The following is a 19,712-nucleotide window of genomic DNA, read 5'->3' as shown; positions in this document are numbered from 1 at the left end:
CGTTATGCTGAATCGCTACTATCGGGATGAGCTTGACTTTCTCAAGCGCCAGGGACGCGAGTTCGCCGAGGGCAACCCCGGTCTGAGCCGCTTTCTCGCCGAGCACAGCACCGACCCAGACGTCGAACGGCTGCTCGAGGGTTTTGCGTTTCTCTCGGGGCGCCTTCGCGAGAAGGTCGATGACGAGTTTCCCGAGCTGACGCATTCGCTGATCGCCATGCTGTGGCCCAACTATCTGCGGCCGGTTCCCAGTGTGACGATCACCCAGTTCAAGCCGCACCTCGACAGCTTGAGCACCGGACAGGTGATAGCCAAGGGCACGACGCTGGCCAGCGCGCCCGTCGAGGACACGGTATGCCAGTTCCGTACCTGTCATGACCTGAATGTCTATCCACTGGGCCATGAAGGCGTCAAGGTACAGCATTCGCGAGAGTCATCGCAGCTCCAGTTGAATCTGTCCGTGCACAGTGACCGGCCGTTGAACGAGATCGGCATCGGGGATTTGCGCCTGTATCTGGGTAGCAGCGAGTACACGGCACGCACTCTCTATCTGTGGCTCAATCATTACCTGTCGCGGATCGAGCTGGAGGTCGATGGACGACGCCTCAGCCTGCCTTCCAGCCTCCTGCAGCCGGTGGGCATGAGCGCCAGGGATGCCTTGCTGCCTTACCCGCGCAACGCCTATCAGGGCTATCGCATCCTGCAGGAATATCTGTGCTTTCCCGAGGCCTTTCACTTTGTCGAACTGCAGTCGCTGGGTGACTATCTGCCCCCGGGAATGGCCGAGACCATCTCGCTGCGTTTCACCTTCTCGCGCACCCTGCCGGCCGATGCCCGTGTGGTGGATGAAAGCCTGGCGCTGTTCTGCACGCCGGCCATCAACCTCTTCGAGCACGATGCTGACCCGATCGACCTGACCGGCGAGCGCAGCGAATATCGGGTTCGCCCCAGCGGCCGCTACCCCTCTCACCATGAGGTCTTCAGTGTCGATGACGTGGAAGGCTGGCTGGAGAGTGAAAGCGGTCGCATTCGCGGCGCGCCACGCCGCTATGTGCCCTTCGAGAGCTTCGAGCACCAGATCGAGCGGGACCGTGATCGTCAGGCGCTCTACTACCGCATTCGCGTGCGCGACAGTCTGCGGGGCGATGGCTTCGATCACGATATTGCCTTCGTGCGCGGCGATGAGCAGGCCTGCATGGGCTTTCGCGAAACCATCTCGTTGCGTCTGACCTGCAGCAACCGCGAGCTGCCGGAGCGTCTGGCCATCGGAGATGTTCAGGTGCCGACCGATGAGAGTCCATCCTTCGCCACCTTTCGCAACATCACCCGGCCCACGCCGGCCATGCGCCCGACACTGGACGGCAGCCTGCTGTGGACGCTGATCTCCAACCTGTCGCTGAACTATCTGTCGCTGCTGAACCGCGATGCCCTGTGCTCCGTGCTGCGTGTCTACGATTTTCGTGCCCTGGTGGATCGGCAGGCAGAGCGCATGTCGCAGAAGCGCCTGCAGGGCATCGTCGACATCCAGACCCAGCCGGTGGACCGGCTCTACAAGGGGTTGCCGGTGCGCGGACTGCGCTCGGTCATGACGCTGGACCAGGAAGCCTTCGGCGATGAAGGCGGCCTCTACCTGTTCGGCTGCATGCTGTCGCGCTTCTTCTCCCTCTACGCCAGCATCAATTCCTTTCATGAGCTGGAAGTCATCAACCAGCAGAACCGTGAGCGTTACGCATGGAACTTGCAGACAGGGCAACAACCCCTGATGTGACGCTCTCCCCACTGGTCGAGGGCGCACATCACTACAACTTTTATCGGCTGGTCGAGCTGCTTCACCAGTACCACGGCGATGACCTGGAAAGGGGCAGCGTCGTGGATACCGAACGTGTGCGTTTTCAGGCCACGGCCTCGCTGGGCTTTCCCAGCAGTGACATCGTCAACCTCGAGTCCCGGGAGGCCGATACCTACAACATGCGCATCAGCTTCCTGGGTCTCCAGGGCTCGCAGTCGCCCCTGCCGAGCTATTACCTGGAGTCCATGGCGCATGCGGATGCCCATCGTGAAGGCGTGGCGGCGGACTTTCTCAATCTGTTCAACCACCGCTATCTGACGCTGCTGTATCGCGGCTGGCGCAAGTACCGGCATTACGTTCGCTATCAGGATGGCGCCAGCGACGGCCTATCCTCCGCCGTCTTTGCCCTTGCCGGCCTGGCCGATGACCGCCTGCGCGGTGAAACGCCCATCAACTGGAGCAAGATGCTGGCTTACGCCGGCCTGCTGGCCGGCCGCTCGCGCTCTCCGGATGTGGTCGCCGGCATCGTCAGCCACTGCTTCGATCTGCCCGAGGTCGAGATCGAGCCCTGGGTCTATCAGCGGGTGACCATCCCCGATGACCAGCGCAGTCGAACCGGCATGCGTTGCGCCACCCTGGGGCAGGACCTGGTCTCCGGGGCCAGCGTGGCCGATATCAACGGCAAGTTCGCGCTCTGCCTGCGCGGCCTGAGCCTGGAGCGCTTCCGCGACTTCCTGCCCGATGGTCGGGATCATGCCGCCCTGGAAACCCTGGTGACCTTCGTGCTGCGTGAGCCCCTGGCCTATGACCTGGAACTGGAGCTGCTCGAAAGCGAGGTTCGCCCCATGCACCTGGGTGACAGCAAGAGCTGCCAGCTTGGCTGGACCACTTTCGTCAACCCTGACCTCAATGCCACGGCTCGGCGACGCCGGGTCCGTATCCAGATGACCCGGTGAGACTTCCATGACAGAAACGTCCCGACACTCCGCGATCACGCTGGTGGTCACCAACAGCGAACGGCTCGAAGGTCGCTCCACCAGCAGCCATGTCTTCCCGGCTCCGGGAGGCAGCCTGGGCAGCGCTCTCACGGATGACTGGCTGCTCCAGGATCACTCCGGCCGCATTCTGCCCGGCCATGCCGAGATCTGCCTGCGCGAGGGGCAGTTCTGCCTGGTCGATCGCAGCGGACGCACCTTCGTCAACGATGCCTCCCTGCCCCTGGGGCAGAGCAAGTACGTGGCGCTGCGCGACGGCGACGAGCTGGTCGTCGGCGAGTATCGCATGCGTGTGCACATGGGCGACCGCCAGGCGGAGCAGGGCGGTGTGCAATCGCTGGCTACCCTGGTCAACGACGACCAGGCGCTCCCGGAGAGTGAAGAGGCAGGCTCTTTCACCACGGTTGAGACCCAGCAACGCAACGACCCCCTCCGGGCTCTCGGCGAAACGACCGCCACACAGCGCCAGCACGACCCGCTGGATGCCCTCTCGGCGCGGGACAGCGGCCAGATCGACGCGCCTATCGAAGCGTCGGACGACCTCATGACCACGGTGGACGAGGCAGACCCCGTCAACTGGACGCCTGCCCTGCCATCCCATGGACACCACAAGGAACCCAAGATGGACGAAAAACTGCTGAATGATCTCGAGCGCTCGGTCGGCGAGCAGCTCGAGGACCGCTGGCAAGAACCCGGCCAGACCGGCATGGAGCACCTCAGTGCCTCGCCCTTGCTGCGCGCCCTGGGCGGCCAGCTCGACTTTGCCGACAGCACCGAGCAACAGGCCTTCCTGGAAGAATCCGGCAAGACCCTGAACGCCACCATCCAGGGGCTGCTGAAGCTGCACCAGCATCATGATGATCGCCGCTATCCGCTGCGCGATCGCCACCTCCAGCCCATCGAGGACAACCCGTTGCGGCTCGGAGAAGACTACGAGCGTACCCTGCAGACCCTCTTCTCGGCCCAGCGCAGCCCGGTGCATCTGTCGGCGCCGGCGGCGGTGGCCGAATGCCTGCAGCATCAGCAACAGCACATGGTGGCCATTGAAGAGGCCATCAACGAGGCGCTCACGTCGATTCTGGCGGCCTTCTCGCCGGATGCGCTGCTCAAGCGCTTCATGGCCTACCGCGGCGCCGGCAGCGCCCCGGCCGACAGCGAAGGCGACTGGGCCTGGAACATGTATCGCCACTATTTTCAGGAGCTCAATTCGGGGCGCCAGCAGGGCTTCGAAAAGCTCTTCTGGGAAGTCTTCGAACAAGCCTATGACGCCTCGCTGCGTCGTCAACAACGGGAGGCATCATGATCAAGCACACCCCGTACCCCGGGCGTAAGCAGGCCATGACCTGGCTGCTCGTGGCGCTGATGGCCATGGTGCTGAGCGGCTGCACGACGGCCAGCAAGACCTTCCAGGTATTGAGCGACCCCTCGACGCCTGTCGGCCCGATTGAAGACCGGCCCTCGAAGGTCGACCTGAGCATGCTGGCCACCGAGAACGTCAACCCCTACCTCGGTGGCCAGGGTACGCCGCTGCGCTTCCAGATCCTGCAGCTCAAGGACGATTCGATGCTGATGGCCGCCGATCGTCAGCAGCTCTACACCGATCTGGAAGAAGCCCTGGGCACCAATTACCTGGCGCATGACGATTTCACCCTGCTGCCGGGCCAGTTCAAGTTCTACGAGCCCTTCGAGGTGGAAGAGGACACCCGCTACATCGGCATCATCGCCTTCTATGCCGCGCCCAACCGGGCCCAGTGGAAGAAGGTCGTGCGTGTCGATGACACCGGGCGCGACTACCACCTGCTGGTGCACTTGCTGGCGCATGAAGCCAAGCTGAGAAAGGAAACCCGATGACCAGTCGTAACCGAGTCGTCTGGAGTGAAGGCCTGTTCATCAAGCCGCAACACTTCCAGCAACAGCAGAGAAGCCTGGAAGGGCTGATCGAGACTCGCCTGCGTGGCGTCGGCGGTCATCTGCACGGGTTTCTGTCGCTGGAAATCAATGCCGAGTACCTGAGCTTCGGGCGCATCGCGCTGACGCGGGCCAGTGGCGTGATGCCGGACGGTACCGCCTTTCATCTGCCCGATGATGATATCGAGCCGCCGGCGCTGGAAATCCGTAACGCGGCCAGCGCCAACCAGATCGTCTACCTGGGACTGCCGCTGTCCACGGATGGCGTGGCCGACGTCTCCTGGCAGGCCTCCTCGCTGCCGTCGCGTTACCGCGCCGAAATGCGCGGCGTGCGCGACCTGCATTCCGAGGAAGGCGACCTGGCTGATCTCCATCTGGCACGCGTCGCGCCGCGTCTGTTGCTGGAAGGCGAGGATCGCAGTGCCTATGCCTGCCTGGCGGTGGCCCGCATCGTCGAGCAGCGTCCCGATGGCAGCCTGGTACTGGACGAGAACTTCCTGCCGACCCTGCTCAATGTCCAGGCGGCCCCGGCACTGCAACGCTTCGTCGGTGAAATGGCGGGGCTGGTACGTGAGCGGGCGCGCAACCTGGCGCATCGCATGGCCACTCCCGACCAGAGCGGGGTCGCCGATGTCTCGGAGTTCATGCTGCTGCAGCTGCTCAACCGGGTGCACCCGCGCTTTCAGCACCTGTCGCGGCTGGGCCATCTGCATCCCGAGCGACTCTATAACGCCATGCTCGAGGCCTGTTGCGAGATCCTCACCTTTACCGGCGAGTCGCGCCTGCCGCCCGAGTTCCCGGCCTATGACCATGACCACCCGGAAACCGCCTTCCGGCCGCTGATGCAGAGCCTGCGCCAGTCGCTGTCCACGGTGCTGGAGCCCAGGGCACTGGCCATACAGCTGCAGGCGCGGCGCTTCGGTCTCAAGGTGGCCACCCTGCAGGATTCGAGCCTGCTCGACGACGCCGACTTCATCCTCGCCGTACGTGCCGACATGCCGCCGGAGCGCCTGCGCAAGCTGTTCGTTCAGCAGACCAAGGTGGCCAGCGTCGAGCGCGTGCGCGAGTTGATCAGCCTCCAGCTGCCGGGGATTCCCCTCGAGCCGCTGCCGGTGGCCCCCCGTCAGCTGCCGTTCCATGCGGGCTACACCTATTTCCGCCTGGACCGCTACAGCGAGGCCTGGAACATGCTGCGCGGTGCCAGCGGCTTTGCCTTTCACGTGGCCGGGGACTTTCCCGGGCTGGAAATGCAGTTCTGGGCCATCAGGAGCTAAGCCATGTCGACGCTCGTATCACCTGACGCCACGCGCCACGAGGACACCATCAACCCCGAGGGGCTCGACTGGCTGGTACACGGCCACGCCGGCCACCTGGATGCCGACGAAGACTACTGGTTCCGGCTGCGTGGCCACAGCATCAATCCGCTGGTCGATGCCGCCAGCCCCTTGCTGGGCATGGTGGTGCGCATCCGCCATGTCGAGCAGATGGAAAGCATCGAACAGCTGTATAGCCAGGTCGTCGAGGAGGTGGCGTCCATCGAGGTCGAGCTCACCGAACAGGGCTACGACCGGCCCACGCTGCTGGCCTATCGCTATGTGCTCTGCTCCTTCATCGATGAAGCCGTCATGGCCACGCCCTGGGGCAACCAGAGTGCCTGGGCCGCGCACTCATTGTTGGCGCGCTTTCACAACGAGACCTGGGGCGGCGAAAAGGTCTTCTCGATCCTCTCGCGCCTGCGCCAGGAGCCGCGGCGCTATCGTGACATGCTGGCCTTCATCTACCTCTGCCTGTGTCTGGGTTTCGAGGGCCGCTACAAGGTGCGCTCCCACGGCAAGGACGAATACGACCAGATACTGCGCGAGCTCGGTGACCAGCTGGCCTCGCTGGACCACCACGAGGACGACCTGCTCACCCACCCGCTGGACAACGTGCAGAACACCTCCCGGCGCCAGGGAGACGGCATGCCGTTGTGGGGCATCTTCGCGATTTTCGCCGGCATGATGCTGGTGATCTACCTCGGACTCTCGATTTCGCTGGAGCACCAGGCCGGTCAGGTCGGTGCGTTACTCGACCGGATTACCAACTAGGGAAGCAGGCATGCTAAGGATGGATCTGGCGGCGCTGATCGGCCGCCTCAACGGGGTTGCCCGTCAAGGACTCGAACAGGCCGCAGCGCTGTGTGGCGAGCAGCAGGCCGCGGAAATCAGCGCCACGCACCTGCTGCTGGCGCTGGTCGACCAGCCACTGTGCGACGTGCGGGTGTTGCTCGAGGTGGAAGGCATCAATGTCGACGAGCTGCGTCAGGCGCTGGTCGAGGACGCCCGCCCGCCCGCCGAGCTGGACACCGAGGTGCCGAGCTTCTCGCCGCTGCTGGTCGAGCTGCTGCAGGACGCCTGGTTGTTGGCCAGCACCGAGTTCGAACACCGCGAGTTGCGCAGTGGCCTGATCCTCACCGCCCTGCTGCACCATGCCGAGCGCTATCTGGGCACCAGCAGCCGCAGCGTGCTGGAACGCATCAACCGTGAACGCCTGCGTCGCGACTTCACGCTGCTGACCCGCGAATCGGCCGAGGCCGTGGTCGCCACCTCCGAGTCGAATGCGCCACGCCCGGCGAATGGCGGCGATTCCGCCCTGGAGCGCTTTGCCACCTCGCTCACCGAGCAGGCACGCAACGGCGAACTCGACCCGGTACTGGGACGTGACCCCGAGATCGACCAGATGCTCGATATCCTCGGCCGGCGTCGCAAGAACAACCCCATCGTCCTGGGCGAGGCCGGCGTCGGCAAGAGCGCGGTCGTCGAGGGCCTGGCCCTGCGTATCGTCGCCGGCCAGGTGCCGGCCTCGCTTGCGGACGTGGAGCTCATCGCCCTGGACCTGGGCGCGCTGCAGGCCGGTGCCTCGGTCAAGGGCGAGTTCGAGAAGCGCCTCAAGGGCGTCATCGAGGAAGTGCGCCAGGCGCCGCGGCCCACCCTGATGTTCATCGACGAGGCGCACACCCTGATCGGCGCCGGCAACCAGGAAGGCGGCGCCGATGCCGCCAACCTGCTCAAGCCGGCGCTGGCCCGCGGCGAGCTGCGCACCATCGCCGCGACCACCTGGCGCGAGTACAAGAAGCACTTCGAGAAGGACCCGGCGCTGTCGCGGCGCTTCCAGCCCGTCACCTTGGCCGAGCCCGATACCGAACAGGCACTGGTCATCCTGCGCGGCCTGCGTGATGTCTACGAAACGACCCATGGCGTCCTGATCGGCGACAGTGGCCTGCGCGCCGCCGCCGAACTCTCCGCCCGCTACCTGGCCGGCCGCCAGCTGCCCGACAAGGCCATTGACGTACTGGACACCGCCTGCACCCGTCTCGCTCAGGCACTGGACGCCGAGCCACGCCGCCTCAGTCACCTGCAGAGCGAATACCAGGCGGCACGGCGCGAGCACGACCACCTGCAGCGCGAGACGCGCCTGGGGCGTGCGACCGACGAGCAACGCCGCAACGAGCTGATGAGTCGCCTGGCCGGTCACGAAGCCGAGCTGGAGGCGCTGCAGGGCGCCTGGCAGGAACAGCGCGAATGCGTCGATGCCATGCTCGAGCTGCATCAGGCCCTGCTCGACGGCTCGCCGGACGCCGGCGATGCCCTCCCCGACGAGGATGAGCAGCGCCGCCAGGCCCTGAGCGAATACGAGGCGCGCCTCGAGCAACTGCAGCGCGAGCATGCCCTGGTGCATGCCAGTGTCGAGGAAGCCCGGATCGCCGAGGTCATCGGCGACTGGACCGGGGTGCCGGTGGAGCGCATCAGCAGTGACGAACTGACGCGCCTCACCGAGCTGCCCGAGCAGCTGGGCCGGGCCATCAAGGGCCAGGACGAGGCCGTCAAGCGGTTGCATCGTCACCTGCTGACCGCGCGCGCCGACCTGCGTCGTCCGGGCCTGCCGCTGGGCGCCTTCCTGCTGGTCGGCCCCAGCGGAGTGGGCAAGACCGAAACCGTGGTGCAGATCGCCGAGAGCCTCTACGGCGGGCGTCAGTTCATGACGACCATCAACATGTCCGAATATCAGGAAAAGCACACCGTCTCCCGCCTGATCGGCTCGCCCCCCGGCTATGTCGGCTTCGGCGAGGGCGGCCTGCTCACCGAGAGCATCCGTCAGCGCCCCTACTCGGTGGTACTCCTGGACGAGGTCGAGAAGGCCCACCCCGACGTGCTCAACCTCTTCTACCAGGCCTTCGACAAGGGCGAGATGGCCGACGGCGAAGGCCGGCTCATCGACTGCCGCAACGTGCTGTTCTTCCTGACCTCCAACCTGGGCTACGAGACCATCGTCCGCCATGCCGACCAGCCCGAGGCCCTGGAACCGGCGCTCTACCCGGTGCTGGCCGAGTTCTTCAAGCCGGCCCTGCTGGCGCGCATGGAAGTGGTGCCCTACTTCCCGCTGGACCGGCAGGTACTGCAGCGCATCGTCGACGCCAAGCTCGAGACCCTGGCCGAGCGCATTCGCGACCGCCATCGCCAGGCCGAGGTGACCCTCGAGCCGGCGCTGGCCGAGGCCATCTGCGAGCGCGCCAACCGTAGCGAGAACGGCGCCCGCATGCTGGACTCGGTCATCGAGGGCGAGCTGCTGCCGCCCGTCTCGCGCTCGATCCTCGAGCGCCTGTCGCGTCAGGAACCCATCTCGCGTGTGGTGCTCGGCGTCTGCGAAGACGGCTTCAAGGCAGAGGTGGTGTGACCCATGGAAGCGCTGACGATCGACCCCAGCGTCACCACCCCCGACTCGGCGCCATTGGCCGGGATGGTCGGTGCCCTGACGCTGGTCGACAGTCAGTCTCCCCGCCAGCTGTGTCAGCGCGCCGCAACGCTGCTTCAGCAGCTGGGTATTCCCCGGGCCGGCTGTCTGGTGCTGGATACCAGCGGGCGCTGGCTCTCGGACGAGGATCAGGGCGTGCGGCTGGCCTGTGATGACTTCACGCACCCCTATGCCCATGCCATTCGGCGGGGTGAGCCGATGCAGCTCGCGCTGGGCGAAGCGCGCTCGCGCCTCGACCACTCCGCCTTCCAGGCCCTGGTCGCCGACTGTGCACCGGACTGGATGCTCGAGGTACGCCCGTTGCGCGCCCCGGATGACGATCGCCAATGGTTGGGCGTCATGAGCCTGGTCGGGCCACGCGACTGCCTCGCGCCGCTGACCGCCAGCACGGATTTCGAGGCCTTCGAGTCCCTGCTCTGTCAGCTCTGGGCCTGGCATCTGCGTCAGCAGGGCGAACGCCAGCGTCAGGCCAACCTGCAGGACTCGTTGACCCGCTTCAATGCCAATGCCCGGCGTCAGACCCTGAGCGGCCGCCTGGGTCAGCAGATCAAGGGCGACTCCGCCAGCATCCGGAACCTGCGGGATCAGGCCGTGCGCGCCGCCGAGACCCAGCTGGCGGTGCTGCTGCGCGGCGAAACCGGCACCGGCAAGGACCTGGTGGCGCGCGGCATACACTGGGCCTCGGTGCGCGCTGCAGAACCCTTCATGGCGCTGAACTGCGCGGCCATCCCCGAGGCACTGCTGGAGTCCGAGCTGTTCGGCTATGCCCAGGGCGCCTTCTCCGGCGCCGACCGCGCTCAGCAGGGGCTGGTCGGTCAGGCCGATGGCGGCACCCTCTTTCTCGACGAAATCGGCGACATGCCGCTGTCGCTCCAGGCCAAGCTGCTGCGGGTGCTGGAGTCCGGGCGCTATCGCCCGCTGGGCGCCAGCGAGGAGTGCCGGGTCGATCTGCGACTGATCGCCGCCACCCACCAGCCGCTGCATCAGCGCATGCGCGATGGCCACTTCCGCGCCGACCTCTACTATCGCCTGAACCAGTTCCCGCTGGCGCTGCCGCCCTTGCGCGAGCGTCGTGAAGATATCGAGCCGCTGGTCCAGTCCTTCATCGCCGACTTCTGCGAGCGCGAGGACCGCGAGCTGGTGGGCATCAGCCGGGCGGCCCTGGCCGAGCTGCACGACCGCGATTACCCGGGCAACGTCCGCGAACTCAAGAACCTGATCGACTACGCCTGCGCCATGACGCACAGCGGCGATGATATCGACCTGATGGCACTGCCCCGCAGTCCCGCCGCCAGTGATGAGGACGATGACCCGCTCGAGTCGCAGGCGGCCAGGGCGACAGGCGAGGAAGACGACATCGGCGATCTGCGTCAGGCACTGCGCGACTACGAGGCGGCGCTGATTCAGCAGCGGCTGGCACTCTTCGAGGGCAATCGAACGCTGGCGGCCGAGAGCCTGGGGCTTCCCAAGCGGACCCTGGCGCACAAGTGCCGCCAACTGAATCTGGATAACTCATGACAGCAACTCACTCCCGACACCATTGCACCGGCAAGCGCCGCCCGCGCCTGGCATGGGCCGCATGCTGTGTCGCGCTGGGCCTCGCTGGCGCCGCTCAGGCCAACAAACAGGGCGCCGACGCCGCGCAGCAGCGCCTCGACCAGGCGCGTGAATGTGCCGCGAGCGACGTCCGTCTGGAGCGCCTGCAGTGCTATGACGACCTCTTTCGCGAGGTCTCGACAGGCAGTGATGTGGCCTCCGGCGAGCGCTCGCGGCTGTGGCAGCGCGTGGCGCGCCTCGAGGCCGGCCGCGATGCCCAGCACATGGGGCTGATGGTCGCAAAGACCGACGACAGCGTCCTGCTGAGCGTACCGGCACTGGGCACGGTGCCGCCGCGACCGGTGCTGGTGATCAGTTGTGCCGCCAACATCACGCGATTTCAGCTGCACCTGCCCGAACCCAGTGATGCCACCCGGGTATCACTGACCCTCGAGGGCGAATCGGCAAGGGCCGATCAGGACTGGCGCGTGCTGGATGGCGGTCATGTGCTCAGCGGCGGCCGCGGGCTGCCGGCCATCGACACCCTGAAGCGTCTGCTGTCCAGCCAGCGCCTGGAGCTGGCCAGCGAGATGCCGGTCATCGATGGCCTCAGTTTCGACGTGGCGGGCCTGCGCGAGCGCATCAAGCCACTGCGCACCATGTGCCGCTGGTGACAGCAACGGGCAGCGACAACCTCAGGCAAGCGACTCCGTGATGACGATATGGCGATAAGAATCACCCGCGAATCCCAGCTCGACGACATCCTCGGCCCCATCGCCGAGGGCGTTGGCGAGCCCGTGGGCAACAGCGACGACTATGACTGGCTCGATGAACAGATGATGCGCGTCGGCTCCCTGCAGCATGGCGACATGGACTGGGCCGGCGCGGAGGACCGTGCCGTGCGGCTGCTCACCGAACAGGGCAAGGACCTGCGCGTACTGGGCCACCTGCTGCACTGTCTGCAACAGGGCGGCGACCCGGTGCGCTTCGCGCTGTCGCTGCACCTGCTGGCGGGCAGCCTCGAACACTGGTGGGCCGAGGCCTATCCCGCGCCCGGGGCAAAAGGCAATCGCATGCGCGGCAAGCTGTTTCAGCAGTTTACCCAACGTGGCCTCAAGCTGGCCGCAGCGCTGGACTTCGCGGCCGCCGAGGCCGAACTGGAGGCGTGTCGCCAGGCCCTGCAGCGACTGCGCGAGCAGGCCGTTGCCCGCGAGCTATCGGACCAGGCACTGATCGACCTGGCGCGCCTGCTGGAGCAGACCGACCCCGACGCGGACGCCGCTGCCGCCTCGACCGGCCGCCACGACACTCGGCAGGCATCAACGTCGCGGCAGACGGCCGCTCCGGCGACCGACAGCGATGCCTCCGAGCCGGCGCGCGCCCCCGAGATGCGCCTGGAGTCCGGCAACGAACGCGCCAACCGGCAGTCGCTGATCAAGATGGCCGAGTTTCTCAACGACCAGTCCCCCGGCGACCCCCTGGGCTATCGACTGCGCCGCTATGCCATCTGGCACACCATTCAGACGCTGCCGATGAGCCGTGCCGATGGCCGCACCGACCTGGCCCCGGTTTCCGCCGACCGGGTGGCCGCCTATCGCGAGGCCCTGGCGGGCCGGCCCAGCCTCGACGAATGGCGGCGCATCGAGAACAGCCTGGCGCTCAGCCCCTACTGGCTGGAAGGCCACCGCCTGAGCGCCGAGATGGCCCGGCGACTCGAACATGAGGGCTGTGCCGAGGCCATTCGTGATGAGGTCCGCCGCTTCGTCGATCGCCTTCCCGGCCTCGACGGACTGACCTTCAGCGACGGCACGGCCTTCCTCGATGACGCCACCCGGCAGTGGCTGGCCTCGGCTACAGACAACAGCCCAACCGGCGCCAGCCTGGGGGCGGGAGGCGACCCCTGGCAAGAGGGCCTGGAAACCGCCCGCGAGCGGCTGCAAGGCGAGGGGCTGGGCGCGGCGCTGGCCGTGCTCGATGAGGGGCTCGCCGCCGCGGGCTCGCCCCGCGAGCGCGTCTACTGGCGCCTGGCCAGTGCCGACCTGCTACGCGACGCCGGCCTCGAGGCCATGGCACGCCAGCACTATCAAGCCTTGCACGACGCCGTCAGCGGCATCCACCTCGACCACTGGGAGCCGGCCTTGCCGCAACGGCTCCAGGCGCTGAGCGAGGGCGCGTCATGAGCACAACCGAATCGACAGGGATGAGGAAAGCAGTCAAATGAAAGGACGCATAAGATCGGCGCTCAGCCGCTGGGTGCCCGGGCTCTCCAGCATGCAGAGCAAGGCCAACCAGGCCCGCAGTCACGCCAATGCCGCCAAGGGCGTGCAGGGCGGCCTCAAGAACCTGGGCAAGTGGCTTTGGTGGCTGCTGCTCATCGTATTGGTGGTGGCCATCTGGTGGCTGGGGCCAAAATGGCAGGCCTTCGACACGCGTCCCCTCGGGCCCTGGGTCAATCGCGCCCTGGCGACCCTGGCGCTGCTCGTCGTGGTGGCCGTGGTCTGGGGCATTCGCCTGGCGCGACGCCTCAAGGCGGTCGACGAACAGGCCGAGTCGGCGGCACAGCGTGCGGACGACCCGGTTCTCGACCAGATCGATCGCCAGCAGGCGCGGCTCGACAGCATCCTGGCGACCCTGGTCGACCGGTTGGGCGGCGGCAGAAAGGCGCGCTACAAGCTGCCCTGGTACCTGGTCATGGGCGTCGAGAATGCCGGCAAGACCAGCCTGGTCAATCGCTCCGGCCAGAACTTCTCGCTCACCCAGCTCCTCAACGCTTCCGGGGAACACCGGCGTGAGCAGCTCGGCTTCGACTGGTGGATCGGCGACCGGGCGGTCCTCATCGACCCGGATGGCGAACTGCTGACCCAGGGCGCCCTGCAGGAGAATGCCCCCGAGGAGGCCAAGAGCCGCCTGTGGAATCACTTCGTCGACTGGCTGGAGGAGCAACGCCCCAGGCGGCCGCTGGATGGCGTGGTGCTGGTACTTGACCTGGCACGCCTGAGTGATGCCCGGGTGGTGGTGCGCAAGGCCTACGCCGCGCTGCTGCGCGCCCGCCTCAGCGAGCTGATGGAGCGCCACGGCAGCCGCCTGCCGGTCTACGTGACCTTCAGCAAGATGGACCTGCTGCACGGTTTCGACGAGTTCTTCCGTCACTACTCGCGCACCGCCCGCAGGGCGCCGATGGGCTTCACCTTCTCCGCCGAGGCCCTGGACACCCCCGGGCAGTGGGAAGACGAGTTCGTCACGCACTACGACGCCATGCTCGAACGCCTCAATCACCAACTGCCCACATTGCTCAACGAGTGCCGCGACCAGAACGAACGCGAGGCGGTGTTCCGCTTCGTCCGCCAGCTGGCCGGGTTGCGTGACGTCCTGCATGGCTTTTTGACCGAGGCACTGTCCAGCGACCGCTTCTCCACCGCCGCCATGGTGCGCGGGGCCTATTTCACCTCGGTGTATCAGCAGGGCGTGCCCGAAGACCCCTTCGTCGATGCCGCGGCGCGCCGCTACGGCATGGACGCCAGTGTGCTGCCCGCCCACCGCGCCGCGCGGTCCGGGCAGTACTTCACCGAGGAACTCTTCGAGCGCATCATCTACCCTGAAGCCAATCTCGCCGGTGACAACGCCCGGGTGATCTGGCGACGCGAAAAGCTCAAGCGTTACAGCGCTTTTGCCTGCCTATTCGTCGGCCTGGCGATGGTCGGCGGCTGGAGCCACTTCTACCAGAAGAACCAGCAGGCTCTGGCCGCGGTGGAAGACAAGGCCCAGTCCTTCCTGATGCTCAAGCCCGATGAGTGGAACATCGGCGATCCCACCGGGCGCGACCTGCTCAAGCCACTGAACCGCTTGATCAGCACCACCGAGGAGTTCGGTGACTACCGCTCACGGCCCTGGCTGTTCGCCGACATGGGGCTCTATCAGGGGCATGAGCTGGGTGCCGAGATCGACAATGCCTATCTCCAGCTGCTCGAGCAGAAATTCCTGCCCTCGCTGATGATCGGCATCATGGATGACATGAACGACGCCGCGCAGGGCAGCAACCGCAAGCTCTCGCTGCTGCGCATCATTCGCATGATGGCCGATGCCAGCGGTCGCCAGCCCGAACGTGTCCACGACTTCATGGCCGAGCGCTGGCAGCGGGCCTTCCCCGGGCAGGGCGATGTGCAGCGTCGACTGCTCTATCACCTCGACAATGCCATGGCCGACACCGACCTGGCCGGTCATGCCGAGGCCGATGTGCCCGGTGCCCAGGATGCCATGGCCCCACTGCGTGGCAGCATCTCGGCGGCGCAACGCGAGCTGGCCCGCCAGCCCATGCACGAGCGCGTCTATGCCTCCCTCAAGTCCGGCAGCGACCAGCGTAGCTCGGCCATGCTCGACCTGCGCGACAGTGTCGGCCCGGCCTTCAACCTGGTCTTCATGTCGCGCAACGACGATCCGCAGAACGTGCGCATCCCCAGCCTGCTGACCCGGGGTGGCTTCGAAAACTACTTCCTCGACAAGCTCGACCAGGCCACCGAGCTGGCCCTGATCGACATGTGGGTACTCGGCAAGCGCGACGACATCGACTTCAGCAAGGCTGACCGCGAACGCCTGCAGGATGCCCTGCGCGAACTCTATGTCAGCGACTACCGCCGCACCTGGCGCGAGGCCCTGGCGGATATCCAGATGGTGCCCCTGCCCGACATCCATCAGGCCGTGGTGGTCGCCGATGGCCTGATCGGCGCCAGCCGCCCGCTGGATCGCCTGCTCGGCGAGGTCGCGCAGCAGACCGACCTCTACCCGACGCTCCCCGAGGGCGACGAGGAGGCGCGTCAGGCTCTGCAGGAATCGCCACGCTATCGATTGGCCAGCGAGATCGAACGCGACTTCGTCGAGCTCGACGCCCTGACCCGGGCGCGTGGCGACAATCCTTCCAACCTCAGCGAGATCAAGACGGCCGTCGGCGAGCTGCGTGACTACCTGCGCCAGGTCGATGAAGCCAGTGACTCCGGCCGCGAGGCCTTCCTGCTGGCGCGGGATCGCATCTCGCTGGGCGGCGGTGACCCCATCACCCGTCTGCAGCGCATCGCCGAGGAAACGCCGGACCCGGTTGGCCGCATGCTGACCAGCCTGGCCGACCAGAGCTGGCAGCTGCTGATGGGCTCGGCCATCCGCCACCTCGAGAAGCAGTGGCGCGATGACGTGGTGGCGCCCTTCCAGAGCCGACTGGCGGGCCGTTATCCGCTGGCGCCGGGTTCCGAGCGCGACGTCGCCCTCAACGACTTCGAGGACTTCTTCGCCGCCGGCGGTACCCTGGATGCCTTCTACGAGTCCAACCTCAAGCCGTTCATCGAGGAAGAAGCGCTACGCGATTCGCGGGGCAACTCCCTGTTGCGCGAGGGCGTGATGCAGGCCTTCCAGCGTGCCGAGCGCATTCGTGACGCCTACCTGGACCGTGACGGCAGCCTGGATGTGCCCTTCTCCCTCGAACCCCTGTCGCTGAGCTCCAACAAGCGGCGCGCGGTGATCAGTGTCGACGGCCAGCTCATCGACTATGCCCATGGTTCGCGCCACCCGGTCTCGATGATCTGGCCCAATGGCCTGCGCGACAGCAATGAAAGCCGCATCACCCTGGTGCCCAGCGAATACAACCGTTCGCCGCGCACCCTGAGCCGCAACGGCCCCTGGGCCTGGTTCCGCCTGCTCGATCAGGCGCAGCTGACTGGGGCCGGTCAGCACGCCCTGGAGCTCAGCTTCGAGGTCGACGGTGGCAGCGTGCATTACCGACTGAGCGCCGACGGCCCGCACAACCCCTTCACCAGGCCGCTGGTGGCCGGCTTCAACCTGCCGGTGGCGCTGTATGCCGAACGTGAGTCCGAAGCCGACACGGCGGATGATGCCCAGCGTGACGAGGGAGGTCGCGACAATGCTCAAGGCAATTAAGCACTGGGTCGACAAGGCGCGGGGGACGACCCTCGGGTCGGTGCGTGACACCGCGACACCCCCGGCCGAGCCGCATGCCTCGGACGCCACCGCCACGGCGCCCGCCAGGCCGCTGTCACTGCCGCTGGAGGATGCCCGCACGGACGACATCGATGGCTTCCTCGAGGCCGCCAGACGCGCCGAGCGCAGCGGGGCCTCGCCCTGGGTGCTGCGCGACGAGGCGCGCCTCGAGACCCTGAGCCGGGCCCTCGAGTTCGTCGTGCATCGCGGCCTCTGGCTGCAGCGCGAACAGCAGGGCGTGGCGCACTGGCAGGGCCGATTGCTGGCCCTGCGCCACGAGGATGGCCACGCCCTCGGCATGGCCTTCGTCTGCCGCCGCGATGACGAGGCCGCCTGGCAACTGCGCTTCTTCTACGTCGAGCCCCAGTGGCAGGAGCGCCGCCATGCCGGCCGGCTGCTGACCGCCCTGCGCAATGTGTTGCGCGGCACCCCGGTGGAAGTGCGGCTGCCGCGCCAGTGCAGCGTGGCCATTCGCAGCCTCGAAAAGGCCGGTTTCGAATGTCGCTACACCGACGCTCAGGGCGTGGCCCATTACGAGGCCCCGGCCCAATGGAATGACTCCAAGCGAGCAGGTCGCTCAGCTGGAACCTTAGCCCATTAGACAAGGAGGTTGAGATGGCACACAAATTCGTACTGGTCGGCGACATCGGCACCGACCATGAAGGCTTTTCCCCCACGCCGCTCATCGAAGGCAGCCCCTCGGTGATGAGGATCGGCAGCGCCACCGGGGAGGGTAGCTGACATGGCCAAGCCCAATCGCCTGAACTTCACGCTCAGCCTGGCCGGCGGCGACAGCCTCGACCTGGCGGTGGTCGACTTCCAGCTCGACGAGGCGCTCTCCGCGCCCTTCACTCTGGAGGTCGAGGCCGCCAGCCGTCGCCCCGACCTCAAGCCCGGCGACCTGCTGGAAAGCGGCGCCACGCTCACGGTCTGGCATGACGACCAGCCGACCCGCCGCGTGCACGGCGTGGTCAGCGAGTTCGCCCGCGGGGATCGCGGCCATCGCCGTACCCATTACCACTTCACCATTCGCCCGGCGCTGTGGCGGCTCTCGCTGCGGCAGAACTCGCGCATCTTCCAGAACGTCTCGCCGCTGACGGTGATCAACACCCTGTGCGAGGAAAACGGCCTCACCGACGTGGCCTTCGCCGCCACCCGCCAGCCCGCCACGCGCGAGTACGTGGTGCAGTACCGCGAGACCGATCTGGCCTTCATCCAGCGCCTGGCCGCCGAGGAGGGCTTCAGCTTCTTTCACGAGTTCGAGGACGCCGAGGGAGGCATTCACCGCCTGGTGTTCGCCGACTCGCCCCAGGCGCTGAGCTCGCTGGGTGAAAGCACCTACCACCACCGCGCCGGTGGCACACCGCCCGAGACCCATGTGCGCCGCCTGCGCCAGACCAGCCGCGTGCGCCCGGCCAGCGCCACCCTCAAGGACTACAGCTTCAAGCAGCCCGCCTACGCGCAACTGCACGACAAGCAGGGCGAAGGGCTCGGCCAGCACGCTCAGCGCGACAGCTATGAGCACTTCGACTACCCCGGGCGCTTCAAGGCCGACCCCTCCGGCAAGGCCTTCACCCGCCACCGCCTGGAATGGCTGCGCCGCGACGCCACCACCGCCGAGGCCGAGAGCAACCTGGCCGAGCTGGCGCCCGGCCGGCGCTTCACCCTTGGCGGCGACGACCTGCCGGCCCCGGGCGACTGGCAGGTGGTCAGTGTTCAACACCACGGCACCCAGCCCCAGGCCCTGGAAGAAGACGCCGCACAGGCCGACGGCCAGACCACCCTCAACAACCGGCTGAGCCTGGCGCCGTCGGACATCACCTGGCGGGCCGAGCCCGAGCCCCGGCCGTGCATCGATGGCCCGCAGGTCGCCTTCGTGGTCGGCCCCGAGGGCGAGGAGATCTACTGCGACGAACACGGCCGGGTCAAGGTGCAGTTCCCCTGGGACCGCTACGCCAAGCCGGACGAGACCGCCAGTGCCTGGATCCGCGTCAGCCAGGGCTGGGCCGGCGGTGGCTATGGCTTCCAGGCCATCCCGCGCATCGGCCACGAGGTGATCGTCTCCTTCCTGGAAGGCGACCCAGACCAGCCGATCATCACCGGGCGCACCCACCACGCCGTCAACGTGCCGCCCTACGAACTGCCGGCGCACAAGACGCGCACCACCTTCAAGACCCGGACCCATCAGGGCGATGGCTTCAATGAGCTGTGTTTCGAGGACAAGGCCGACGCACAGTTCATCTATGTGCATGCCCAGCGCAACCTGGAACTCCAGGTCAACAACTCCCGTCAGAAGCGCGTCGAATTCGATGACACGGCCTCCATCGGCAACGACTCCTTTCTGACGGTCGCCAGGAATCGGGTCGAAAGCATCGAGGGCAAGCAGGATGTCACGGTCACCACTGACCGCAGTGAAAAGATCGGGGGCGACCTGGGGCAGACCGTCAAGGGCGACAGTGGCACCCAGGTAGGCGGTGACCTGACCTTCAAGGCCGATGGCGAGATCGTCCTGGATGCCAGCAAGATCACCCTCGTCTCCGGTGGCACCGCACTGGTGGTGGCCAATGGCAGTGTCGATGTCACGCCGGCGCTGAATGTCGGCTCGGCATCCCCCGGCGCTGCCGCCACGCCGGCCATCCCGGCGGTGCTTGAAGCTGCCGCCGGGGAGGGCGCTCCCTTCGTCTCGCATTGCCCGGCAGAGGAAGAATGAT

General features: G+C 66.7%; 14 protein-coding genes. All 14 read left to right on the top strand.

Going from position 1 to position 19,712, the window contains the following annotated elements; all coding sequences use genetic code 11:
• The first annotated feature begins 4 nt into the window (after nt 1–4).
• From tssF to QWY79_RS06675, 14 genes are read left to right on the top strand one after another with little or no spacing between them, the layout of a single operon-like run.
• Nucleotides 5–1,768, top strand: a complete 1,764-nt coding sequence (gene tssF, locus QWY79_RS06740) for a type VI secretion system baseplate subunit TssF (protein ID WP_290271156.1) — start codon at nt 5–7, stop codon at nt 1,766–1,768.
• On the top strand, nt 1,732–2,745 hold the full coding sequence (tssG, locus tag QWY79_RS06735; protein ID WP_290271154.1) for a type VI secretion system baseplate subunit TssG: 1,014 nt from the start codon (nt 1,732–1,734) through the stop codon (nt 2,743–2,745). The genes tssF and tssG overlap by 37 nt, the downstream gene beginning before the upstream one ends.
• A gap of 7 nt (nt 2,746–2,752) precedes the next feature.
• Entirely contained in the window at nt 2,753–4,087 is a 1,335-nt protein-coding gene (gene tagH / locus QWY79_RS06730; protein WP_290271152.1) for a type VI secretion system-associated FHA domain protein TagH, read from the top strand.
• Nucleotides 4,084–4,635 (top strand): type VI secretion system lipoprotein TssJ, encoded by a 552-nt coding sequence (tssJ, locus tag QWY79_RS06725; protein ID WP_290271150.1) that lies wholly within the window; start codon nt 4,084–4,086, stop codon nt 4,633–4,635. The genes tagH and tssJ overlap by 4 nt, the downstream gene beginning before the upstream one ends.
• Nucleotides 4,632–5,966 carry a type VI secretion system baseplate subunit TssK gene (gene tssK / locus QWY79_RS06720; RefSeq protein WP_290271148.1) on the top strand — a complete coding sequence of 445 codons (1,335 nt, stop codon included), beginning with the start codon at nt 4,632–4,634 and terminating at the stop codon, nt 5,964–5,966. Before tssJ ends, tssK begins: the two co-directional genes overlap by 4 nt.
• A 3-nt stretch (nt 5,967–5,969) precedes the next feature.
• A complete protein-coding gene (gene icmH / locus QWY79_RS06715) occupies nt 5,970–6,779 on the top strand; it encodes a type IVB secretion system protein IcmH/DotU (protein WP_290271145.1) in 810 nt (269 codons plus the stop codon).
• Nucleotides 6,780–6,789: 10 nt separating this feature from the next.
• Nucleotides 6,790–9,405, top strand: coding sequence for a type VI secretion system ATPase TssH (gene tssH, locus QWY79_RS06710; protein ID WP_290271143.1), 2,616 nt, complete (start codon nt 6,790–6,792; stop codon nt 9,403–9,405).
• Nucleotides 9,406–9,408: 3 nt separating this feature from the next.
• The gene (locus QWY79_RS06705) at nt 9,409–11,001 is read left to right on the top strand and encodes a sigma-54 interaction domain-containing protein (protein ID WP_290271141.1); all 1,593 of its coding nucleotides are present in this window, start codon (nt 9,409–9,411) and stop codon (nt 10,999–11,001) included.
• A complete protein-coding gene (vasI, locus tag QWY79_RS06700) occupies nt 10,998–11,693 on the top strand; it encodes a type VI secretion system-associated protein VasI (RefSeq protein ID WP_290271139.1) in 696 nt (231 codons plus the stop codon). Before QWY79_RS06705 ends, vasI begins: the two co-directional genes overlap by 4 nt.
• Before the next feature lie 48 nt (nt 11,694–11,741).
• Nucleotides 11,742–13,199 (top strand): type VI secretion system protein TssA, encoded by a 1,458-nt coding sequence (gene tssA / locus QWY79_RS06695; protein ID WP_290271137.1) that lies wholly within the window; start codon nt 11,742–11,744, stop codon nt 13,197–13,199.
• Nucleotides 13,200–13,236: 37 nt separating this feature from the next.
• Entirely contained in the window at nt 13,237–16,941 is a 3,705-nt protein-coding gene (tssM, locus tag QWY79_RS06690) for a type VI secretion system membrane subunit TssM (RefSeq protein ID WP_290271136.1), read from the top strand.
• Nucleotides 16,925–17,602, top strand: coding sequence for a GNAT family N-acetyltransferase (locus QWY79_RS06685; protein ID WP_290271132.1), 678 nt, complete (start codon nt 16,925–16,927; stop codon nt 17,600–17,602). The genes tssM and QWY79_RS06685 overlap by 17 nt, the downstream gene beginning before the upstream one ends.
• Nucleotides 17,603–17,616: 14 nt before the next feature.
• Nucleotides 17,617–17,742: a hypothetical protein gene (locus tag QWY79_RS06680; protein ID WP_290271131.1), complete on the top strand. Its 126-nt coding sequence runs from the start codon at nt 17,617–17,619 to the stop codon at nt 17,740–17,742.
• Between the two features lies 1 nt (nt 17,743).
• Nucleotides 17,744–19,711 carry a type VI secretion system Vgr family protein gene (locus QWY79_RS06675; protein ID WP_290271129.1) on the top strand — a complete coding sequence of 656 codons (1,968 nt, stop codon included), beginning with the start codon at nt 17,744–17,746 and terminating at the stop codon, nt 19,709–19,711.
• The last annotated feature ends 1 nt before the right edge of the window (nt 19,712 follow it).

Source organism: Halomonas sabkhae, assembly GCF_030409265.1.
Taxonomy (GTDB): domain Bacteria; phylum Pseudomonadota; class Gammaproteobacteria; order Pseudomonadales; family Halomonadaceae; genus Halomonas; species Halomonas halmophila.
This window is presented reverse-complemented; position numbering and strand designations above follow the sequence as displayed.

What these genes read in the sequence shown, in the direction of transcription:
- tssF (WP_290271156.1), top strand. Translation starts at nt 5, where the DNA reads ATGCTGAATCGCTACTATCGGGATGAGCTTGACTTTCTCAAGCGCCAG.
- vasI (WP_290271139.1), top strand. Translation starts at nt 10,998, where the DNA reads ATGACAGCAACTCACTCCCGACACCATTGCACCGGCAAGCGCCGCCCG.
- QWY79_RS06675 (WP_290271129.1), top strand. Translation starts at nt 17,744, where the DNA reads ATGGCCAAGCCCAATCGCCTGAACTTCACGCTCAGCCTGGCCGGCGGC.
- tssK (WP_290271148.1), top strand. Translation starts at nt 4,632, where the DNA reads ATGACCAGTCGTAACCGAGTCGTCTGGAGTGAAGGCCTGTTCATCAAG.
- tagH (WP_290271152.1), top strand. Translation starts at nt 2,753, where the DNA reads ATGACAGAAACGTCCCGACACTCCGCGATCACGCTGGTGGTCACCAAC.
- tssM (WP_290271136.1), top strand. Translation starts at nt 13,237, where the DNA reads ATGAAAGGACGCATAAGATCGGCGCTCAGCCGCTGGGTGCCCGGGCTC.
- tssA (WP_290271137.1), top strand. Translation starts at nt 11,742, where the DNA reads ATGGCGATAAGAATCACCCGCGAATCCCAGCTCGACGACATCCTCGGC.
- tssH (WP_290271143.1), top strand. Translation starts at nt 6,790, where the DNA reads ATGCTAAGGATGGATCTGGCGGCGCTGATCGGCCGCCTCAACGGGGTT.
- icmH (WP_290271145.1), top strand. Translation starts at nt 5,970, where the DNA reads ATGTCGACGCTCGTATCACCTGACGCCACGCGCCACGAGGACACCATC.
- QWY79_RS06705 (WP_290271141.1), top strand. Translation starts at nt 9,409, where the DNA reads ATGGAAGCGCTGACGATCGACCCCAGCGTCACCACCCCCGACTCGGCG.
- QWY79_RS06680 (WP_290271131.1), top strand. Translation starts at nt 17,617, where the DNA reads ATGGCACACAAATTCGTACTGGTCGGCGACATCGGCACCGACCATGAA.
- tssG (WP_290271154.1), top strand. Translation starts at nt 1,732, where the DNA reads ATGGAACTTGCAGACAGGGCAACAACCCCTGATGTGACGCTCTCCCCA.
- QWY79_RS06685 (WP_290271132.1), top strand. Translation starts at nt 16,925, where the DNA reads ATGCTCAAGGCAATTAAGCACTGGGTCGACAAGGCGCGGGGGACGACC.
- tssJ (WP_290271150.1), top strand. Translation starts at nt 4,084, where the DNA reads ATGATCAAGCACACCCCGTACCCCGGGCGTAAGCAGGCCATGACCTGG.